9 protein-coding genes are annotated in these 7,653 nt (G+C 69.6%); 2 read left to right on the top strand and 7 right to left on the bottom strand.

The annotated features are described in order from the left end of the window. Positions 1-41: 41 nt before the first annotated feature. Genes JS521_RS31475 through JS521_RS31485 form a run of 3 tightly spaced genes read right to left on the bottom strand, consistent with a single transcriptional unit; the run spans position 42 to position 1,458 of the window. Entirely contained in the window at positions 42-623 is a 582-nt protein-coding gene (locus tag JS521_RS31475) for an HNH endonuclease (protein ID WP_205086326.1), read from the bottom strand. After that, positions 620-1,021, bottom strand: a complete 402-nt coding sequence (locus JS521_RS31480; RefSeq protein WP_205086327.1) for an XRE family transcriptional regulator — start codon at positions 1,019-1,021, stop codon at positions 620-622. The genes JS521_RS31475 and JS521_RS31480 overlap by 4 nt, the downstream gene beginning before the upstream one ends. After that, positions 1,018-1,458, bottom strand: coding sequence for a hypothetical protein (locus JS521_RS31485; RefSeq protein ID WP_205086328.1), 441 nt, complete (start codon positions 1,456-1,458; stop codon positions 1,018-1,020). Before JS521_RS31485 ends, JS521_RS31480 begins: the two co-directional genes overlap by 4 nt. 354 nt (positions 1,459-1,812) lie before the next feature. On the opposite strand from JS521_RS31485, the gene JS521_RS31490 reads away from it, so the two are divergent. Beyond that, positions 1,813-2,571 (top strand): GntR family transcriptional regulator, encoded by a 759-nt coding sequence (locus tag JS521_RS31490; protein WP_205086329.1) that lies wholly within the window; start codon positions 1,813-1,815, stop codon positions 2,569-2,571. Further along, positions 2,568-3,128: a P-loop nucleotide/nucleoside kinase family protein gene (locus JS521_RS31495; RefSeq protein ID WP_307847981.1), complete on the top strand. Its 561-nt coding sequence runs from the start codon at positions 2,568-2,570 to the stop codon at positions 3,126-3,128. The genes JS521_RS31490 and JS521_RS31495 overlap by 4 nt, the downstream gene beginning before the upstream one ends. Before the next feature lie 1,321 nt (positions 3,129-4,449). Here JS521_RS31495 and JS521_RS31500 read toward each other — a convergent pair. From JS521_RS31500 to JS521_RS31515, 4 genes are all read right to left on the bottom strand, one after another. Next, on the bottom strand, positions 4,450-6,663 hold the full coding sequence (locus JS521_RS31500) for an FtsK/SpoIIIE domain-containing protein (RefSeq protein ID WP_205086330.1): 2,214 nt from the start codon (positions 6,661-6,663) through the stop codon (positions 4,450-4,452). 83 nt (positions 6,664-6,746) lie between these two features. Next, complete coding sequence (locus tag JS521_RS31505) at positions 6,747-7,070, bottom strand: hypothetical protein (protein ID WP_205086331.1); 324 nt, start codon at positions 7,068-7,070, stop codon at positions 6,747-6,749. Positions 7,071-7,149: 79 nt separating this feature from the next. Continuing rightward, positions 7,150-7,317 carry a hypothetical protein gene (locus tag JS521_RS31510; RefSeq protein ID WP_205086332.1) on the bottom strand — a complete coding sequence of 56 codons (168 nt, stop codon included), beginning with the start codon at positions 7,315-7,317 and terminating at the stop codon, positions 7,150-7,152. Between the two features lie 19 nt (positions 7,318-7,336). Then, the coding region (locus JS521_RS31515; protein WP_205086333.1) for a DUF6251 family protein at positions 7,337-7,653 on the bottom strand (317 nt) is incomplete at its 5' end.

Consider the following 7,653-nt stretch of genomic DNA (forward strand, 5'->3'; position numbering starts at 1 on the left):
GATCGGTCGGGGGTGACCGTTCACGTGCTGGATGTCGGTGTTCATGCGCTCACCCCTCGATCGGTCGGCTGTTCACACGTGTTCAGTCGGGCGGTCCGCCGGGGGTGCGCGAGTCGACCGACCCGCACCGCACGACGATCCGCTTTGCGGTGTTTCGTCTGGTCAGGGGTCGACCGTTCACCAGCCGTGCGGGCGTGAACGAGCCGGGCCAGGAGCAGCCAGTCCACCTCCCCCGGACCGAACACGATCGAGGCCGACCGGGTCGATCGGTTGGGCGTGGTGAACACCGACTCGTCGGCCGTGAACACGTTGCCCGGGTCGGTGTGACGGGGGGTGTGACGCGGGTCGTCACGCAGGTCGGGCCGGTGGGCCCAGACCAGCAGCAGGGCGATGGAGAGCGGGAAGCGATCGGCCTTGGCGTGGTTGCACGGTCGGCAGGCGAGCACGAGCGCACCGGCCGACCACGTCCGCAGCAGCGACACCGGCACGACGTGATCGAGGGTCGCTTCCCTCAGCGAGGCGAACGGCACGGCGCAGTAGGCGCACTGCTGTCCGTCGCGGACGGCGAGCTGGTGCTTGCGGGCGCGTCGGCGGGTGGAGTTGAGCGGGTGGCCGTTCCTCATGCCGACACCCCCCGCACAGCTCCCGCGCCCGTCAGGTGCTCAACCAGGCGCTCCAGATCGTTGATCCGTTCCCGGAGGGTCTTCACGGTCGCGGACCGGTCGGCCACGTCGAACCCCAACTCCTCCGCCGTGGCCCGGTAGACCGCGCACAGCAGGAGCCGGTAGGTCTCGTTCGGTCGCCTCCGGCCGTGTTCCCAGCCGGAGAGCTGGACCTTCAGCGACGGTTCCGAAGCCACCTGCCACCCCCGGGACCGGGCCAGCAGGACCAGGGCGCGCACCGCCTTCTCCTGCGACCAGCCCCGGGCGACCCGGGCCCGTCCCAGCGGGGTGTCCGCAGCCTGAAGCTGGTAGGGCTGCTCCGGCCCGGCAGCGTTCGCGGTGTCGAGAGTGATCGTCACGCCCGGCCCCCCGGGAGCTCCTGCCAGTTGCCCTCACGCTGGGCCCGGATCGACGCCTGAGCGTGGACCGGGCACAGCATGGCGAGCTGGTCCTGACCCTCCCCGTAGACGGCCCGGATCTGCCGGGTGCCACGGCACGGGCAATCCCCGTCGACCGCAGCCTCACCGTTGCGCCGCCGCGTCTGCTCGCTCATCCCGAACCACAGGACGTTGTTCCCGGACTGCTGATCGGCAACGGCCAGACGGCGCGCAACGGGGAACCGCTGCTCGTGCCGCTGCGCGATCTGCGCCGTGACGAGACCGCTCATCTCCAGCAGCCGGTAGCCACGGCGGAACGCGGCCCGGCGGCCGATCTCCTCCAGCCCCAGCCGCTCAACACCCTGCACGATCCAGTCCCGAACCTGCTCGGGCGACTGACGGCGACGATTGGCAGGCATGTCCGACGCGTACAGGGCAACCGCCCGCTCAGCGCCGGTCAGGTCCTGCACTTGCACCGCCCAACCGGACTGAACCGGCACACGGGGAAGCGGCGTCGCTAAGGTTCCAGGCATCATGGTCTTACCCCTTCGAGGGTCGGGGAGCGGCGTTCTGCTTGGCGGTAGGGAGCCGCTCCCTGTGAGAGCCCTGGCCCCTTGGCCAGGGCTTTCTTTCGGTCAGCACCAGGTGCACAGCGCTGCCGTGCCTCCCCGACCAGAGCGACCGGTGGGCACACCCCTAAGGTTCCCTAGGGCACCCTAGGGTGTCAAGCGGTACGCTAGGGAACGCATCAACAGAGAGAAGGAGCTGACGAAATGCCGGACCAGGTCGGGCAGCGGGCACCGTACGCACGAATCGCCGCTCACTACACGGAGCTGATCACCTCAGGGCAGCTTCGGCCGGGCGAACTTCTGCCCAGCATCAAGACCCTGGCACAGGAGTGGGGTGTCAGTACCGCCACGGCAGAGAAGGCGTTGCGGCAGCTTCGCGGCGAAGGGCTCGTGCGAGGCATTCACGGCATCGGTACCGAGGTGATCGACCGCCCCACGCCGATGTCCTCAGGCTCCCAGCGGCAGGACCGGGGCCACCGCAGCGGTTCAAGCTGGGGAGCGGGTGAGCGGTCCGACTCGCATGAGGCATCGGTGGTCTCAGCGCCGGCGGATGTGGCAGCAGCTTTGGACATCACGCCAGACTCGGACGTCATCCGCCGACGCCGGGTATACCGCGATCGCCTTGGCATCGTCGCGCACTCGACCTCGTGGATCCCCGCTGAGTACGGACACCTGGTGCCCCAACTCGCCAAGAGTGCGCGCCTCACCGGTGGCACGTCGTTGCAGCTCATCGCCCAGGCCACCGGACGGCCGATCACGCGCCGGATCGACACCGCTTCAGCCCGCTCGCTGAGGCCCGCAGACGCGAAGCTTCTAGAGCTAGACCCGTCGAACCTCCCGATGGAGCCGGTGGTCGTCATGACCGCGAAGTTCATCGACAGCTCGGGCCAGGTCGTGGAGTACGGCGTGGACCTCGGCGGTCCGGGCCGGACATGGCTCACAGAGTCGGAGGTAGCGCAGTGACGGCGGCTTCGGCTTCAGAGCCGTTCTGCGTCCTGATGGCGGGGCTTCCCGGGTCTGGTAAGACGACGCTCTCGCGCGCTCTCACGGCCAGTGGATTCGTCCGTCTATGCCCGGACGAAGAGATGTTCCGTCGCCACGGCGTGTATGGAGTCGACTTCCCACGAGGCATCTTCCCGAAGCTGGAACGCCCGGTACTGGAGGAGACCGCCGTGGACCTTGGCGAGCAGCTTCGGGCAGGACACAACGTCGTGGTGGATCACGGGTTCTGGACTCCAGAAGACCGCACGCACTGGAGTGCGGTGGTCGCTAACGCCGGAGGCCGGTCAGTGCTCGTCTACTTGGAGGCAAGCCACGAGGAACTTTGGACGCGGGTCAGCGAGCGAAACGCTCGGCACCAGGCCGACGCAAACTCAATCTTCTTCTCGGAAAGCGACCTGGCCAGGTATCGGACGAGATTCATCCCGCCTCAGCCCGATGAGCCCCACATCGTCTACGGCGGTGACCCGGATTCCGTGCTGAAAGCGCTCGAAACAGCAGGGCTCAAACTTGGGCGCTAGGTGCTAGTTCGCAGCTCAGAAGCGCTTTCGGGTGCTAGCGCCCCTGCTAGACCTAGCAAGGGTCCTTGCTAGGTCTAGCAGGGGCGCTCACTCTGCCCACGGGCCAATAGTCCCGGAGGCGTCTGGCTCGACACGGCCTCCCCGCGCGGACGTGTGCACGCGGAGTAGCGGAGTTTCCCGTTTCCTGGTTTCCGACAGGGGCTCCTACGCGTGCGCGCGCGAGACGGGAATTCCGTCACCCAGCGTCGCTACGGGGGCCCTGACGGCCGAACAGGGGCCGGAGGGTCAACACCCACCCGGAAGGGGGTCCAGTACGCCTGTGGGGCGCTGGAGAGCTTGACCTACCGGTCCCGGAGAAAGATAGAGCGAGCGGCAAGCCGCACGACCCTGGGCAGCTCGCTCCGCGAGCGCGCACCGCGCCGGCCGACCAGGCAGCGTTTCGCGGCGCGGGCCCGGCGGTGCGGCACCTGTCCGAGGGCCGGAGTTCTGCGTCACCGCGTCATCAACGTCACCCGAACCCCCTGATCTGCGGTTTTAGGGTGACGCAGGCATCCGGGAGTGCGTCATCGGTGACGCAGGGCCGCGTCATCGGGTGACGCAGGTGACGCACGATGACGCAGGATTCTGGCTCTGCGTCACCCCCTCTTTCCGCAGGTCAAAGCCTCTTTTGCCCTGCCGTGGTGACGCGGTGACGCAGACCTTTCCTACTTAGGAAAAAGAGGGGAGGTTTTTGTAGTGCTACAAGGGGTGGTGACTGTGCCAGCAAGAGGAGCACCCCGCGCCACTCCGCCGGGGGTGCTCCTCTTGCTTGTGAGCGGGAAACGGAATCCTCACGACCGGCGAGCACCCCGCGCCGGAGGAGGGGTCAGCGTCCGCAGCGTCCGCACCTCTCCCCCTTAAGAGCCGTCTTGACCTGCGGTGATGCTCTTAAGAGGGGAGAGGGTTGCGGACGCTGCGGACGCTAGCGGACGCTCAACAGTTTGTTTAGCGTCCGCATCATTCCCGCAGGTCAGACGCCCTTCACGCCACCTCGCGGACGCTGCGGACGCTGTCTTACACCAAATCTCTAGGATGGGTTGAGGGGAAAGGGAACCGGAACCGCTCTTCCGGATGCCGCGCAAGCTGGGTAGGGAGGCAGGCCCACCCCCGGGAAACCGCTTCTCCAGGGGCTTCGGAGGGGTCACCTCCCCTGCCTCCCCATCCTCCCCAAAAGCCGATTTGCGCAGGTCAGTCCTGGGGAGGCACGTCGGGGAAGCGGTTGGGGAGAACTCCCCAGGATGTGCCCGCCTCCCCAGCTCCCTCCCCGTCACCGTGCGTCGCTTTATCCGGCGTTCTCGGTGTCCTCGGTCTCGTCGGCGCGGGTCTCGATGGCGGCGAAGAGGCGGGCGCGGGAGATCATCTGGTTGCCGTTGTACTTCCGCGGTTCGGCACCGAACGGCTTGAGGGCTTGCACCAGGTCGGAGGCGGACCACGACTTGTAGACCTCCGGCCACCGCTGTGCCAGGTGCTGGCGGACTTCGTCGGACTTCATCCGCTCCTCGCTGCCGAGGGCCGCGGCCACGTCGGCGAGGTGGTCGACTTCCCGCGGCGCCGACTGTGGCCCCGCGGATGTCTTCACGCCGGCGCGCAGTGCCTTGGCCCGCTCGGCGATGGCCTCGGCGTCCTCGGGGCCGATGTAGTGGGTCCGGGCTGTGACGGAGGGCTGTCCGGGGGCGAGCTTGACCCCGTCGCCGGCCACCACAAGCGTTCCCTTGTCCAGCCCTTGGCGCAGCTTGTGCGGGGCCGCCCCGGCGTCGACCGCGGAGTCACCCACCGCCATGCGAGCCTGGGACTCGGTGCCCAGGACCAGCGAGGCCCGGATGTGGTTGCCCTCCCGGGAGCGCTTGGGCAGGTTCTCGTTGGTCGGGTCCTGGGTGCCCTCCCAGGTGGTGACGTTGACCGCGCGTCCCTGGTCGTGAATCTTCTTCACGGCCTGGAAGTAGCGGCTGTCCGCCTTCGACCCGCCGAACGGGGCGCCCTTGCGGACCGCGCCCTTCTCGGTGACGACGGTTTCCTGAGCACCGGAGCCGTAGGCCACCTGCGCCTCATCGACCACGAGGACCAGAGGGTTGAACCGGGGGTCGGCCAGGATCTTGTCCTGGCTCCAGCCCTTCGCGGTCAGCTCCCGCATCACGGTGATGCGCTTGGCCATCTCCGTGACGCCGTCCTCGATCATCTCGGTGGTCTCGATGACGTGGTCGTCGGTGGGGCCCTGGATGAGGACGGTGGCGATGCCGTCGAACATCTGCCAGTCGCCCACGCCCTTGAGGTCCGCGATCCGGAACTCCACCCGGGCATCGAGCGCGAGCCACAGGGCCAGGGCCCGGAGGCTCGCGGTCTTGCCCTGGTTGGACAGGCCGGTGATGAGCATGTGCTTCTGCCACAGGGAGACCAGCACCGCGTCCCCGCGCAGGTCGACACCCCACGGGGCCCGCCCGCGGTGCATGTCGGCGGTGGCGTCCGGGTCGGTGACCAGCGGCGAGGGGCCGATGGGCTGGTCCAGGGCGCCGGAGTCCGCGATCCACATGCGCACGGTCCGCGGGGCCGGGGGGAGCGTCATGTGCAGCTCGTGTTCGTGGCGATTCAGGTTCTCCGCGAGCTTGCGCCGCTTGCCCAGCACCTCCTCGGTGCTCACGCCGGACGGGAGGGTGACGTCGACTTCGACGCCGCATCCGGCCAGGGTGATGGGGCCGAGCATGCCGGCCGCACCGTCTGCCATCTCCTTGATGGCCTTGCGCAGCGAGGAAATTCCCAGGTCGGACAGGGCCTTGACGACCACCGAGGGGGTGACCGGGACATCGTCCATCCCGCTGGTGGCGGGGCGGGCCCAGGCGGGTGCGGTCTGCTGCTGCTGACCGGCCCGCCACAGGTGGGACAGCCCGGCCAGCAGCGCGAGCGCGAGCGCGGGCCCCCAGGCGATGGAGACGAACCAGCACAAGGCCCGGACCGCGTCGATGGCGGCCAGCGTCGGCACGATCACCTCGCGCACGTCGCCGTCGTGAACGGCCATGCAGGCACCGAGCAGCAGCAACGCACCCTCCGTGCTGGCGACGCCGATCGCCGCGGACTTGGCCATCTGCGGAACACCGCTGATCAGCTCCATCCGGCGGCGGTGCCGGTCGGTGCGGAAGCGGTCCGCCTTCTCCTGCCACTCCGCGGCGAGTTCCTGGTTGCCCGCAGCGACCGCGGCGGCCCGCATCTGGTGGTGGACCGCCACCGTCCGGCCCTGCCACGTCCGCCGGGCGACCACACCGGCCCCGCCGACGACGTAGAGGGAATGGCGGACCGCAGCGCGGGCTCCGGCCCGGGTGCGCTCGTGCGTGACGGCCCAGCGCACGGCCCGTCGGGTGAGCTGGACCCGGGAGCGGGCCCGCCGGGGGGCGGGGACCTTGGTGAGGTCCACCGGGTCGGTGGTGGTGTCGGGCGGGGTGGGGCGGTGGTCGTCGAGGTGGTGCACGGTCCCCATGACGGGGACCGTGCTGGCGGGTTCGGTCATGATGAACGTGCCTCTCCTGCTCAGTGCAACGGGATGGGGTGAGGGGGCGGCCGGTTTCCTTGGCCGGGGTCGGCCGCCCCCGCTCAGTCGCGCTCGGCCTTGTGGACGGCCCGCTCAGCGAGGCGTACGCGCTGCTCAGCCTGCTTGCGGGCCTCGCGGGCGGCGGGTCGGTCGGCGCGGGGTGCGGTGCGCTCGGTGGCCTTGGCGGTGGCGAGGTCCTGGCGGGCGTCGGCCTGCACCTTGTGCAGCGCGGCCAGCTCCTGCGCGCCGCGGGCGGCGGCAACCTGGTCGATGCGCTCGATCTTCCGGCGGATCTCCGGGTCGACGCAGTCCGCGAGAGCCTGCCGGAAGCCCCGGCGGAACAGCTTGGCGCGCTCGCGGGACTCGGATCGGGTGTAGCTGTGCACGGTGAACCTCCCTGGTGGAAGCCGGTCTGTCCGATTCCCCTTGCCGCCTCGGCGGTGGCCGGGGCGGCGCGGGCAGCCGTCAGGCGGGCTGCGGTCCGGGGCACTGCTCGGAGTGCTTGACCGCCCATGTGGTGAGCGAGTGCTCCGCGTAGGCGGCGACTCCACAGAGCAGGCACTCGGCCGTGCAGGCGTCGGGAGCGAGGGGCTTGGGAACGGGTGTCACGGAAACGGTGGCGATGGTGGCCATCGGGTTCAGTCCTTCCGGGTCAGCGGCGCTTGCGGGCGTTCTTGCCGTCGCTCACGGACTTCACGACGGTGACGACGCCCCAGGCGCAGACGGAGGCGACCAGGGCAAGGAGCGCGAGGTTCGCGGCGATCGCGGTGAGGACGCCCACGAGGAGCGGGCCGAAGTAGACCCCGGCAGCCACCGCTCCGGCGCCCACGCCGGAGCCGAGCGCGAGACGCTGCACCGTCCGGTCCGGCGGGGCCTGGTGGACGTGGACGACCTGCGGCACGGTGTTGGTGGGCTGGTAGGTGGCGGGGAGGCGGTCGGTGTAGGCGGGGGTGCCGTCCGGGAGCTGCA

The organism is Streptomyces durocortorensis, from assembly GCF_016901035.1.
Lineage (GTDB): Bacteria > Actinomycetota > Actinomycetes > Streptomycetales > Streptomycetaceae > Streptomyces > Streptomyces durocortorensis.

Excerpts from the sequence above, each read along its gene's own strand:
- JS521_RS31500 (WP_205086330.1), bottom strand. The coding sequence starts at position 6,663 with ATGACCGAACCCGCCAGCACGGTCCCCGTCATGGGGACCGTGCACCAC.
- JS521_RS31490 (WP_205086329.1), top strand. The coding sequence starts at position 1,813 with ATGCCGGACCAGGTCGGGCAGCGGGCACCGTACGCACGAATCGCCGCT.
- JS521_RS31485 (WP_205086328.1), bottom strand. The coding sequence starts at position 1,458 with ATGCCTGCCAATCGTCGCCGTCAGTCGCCCGAGCAGGTTCGGGACTGG.
- JS521_RS31510 (WP_205086332.1), bottom strand. The coding sequence starts at position 7,317 with ATGGCCACCATCGCCACCGTTTCCGTGACACCCGTTCCCAAGCCCCTC.
- JS521_RS31475 (WP_205086326.1), bottom strand. The coding sequence starts at position 623 with ATGAGGAACGGCCACCCGCTCAACTCCACCCGCCGACGCGCCCGCAAG.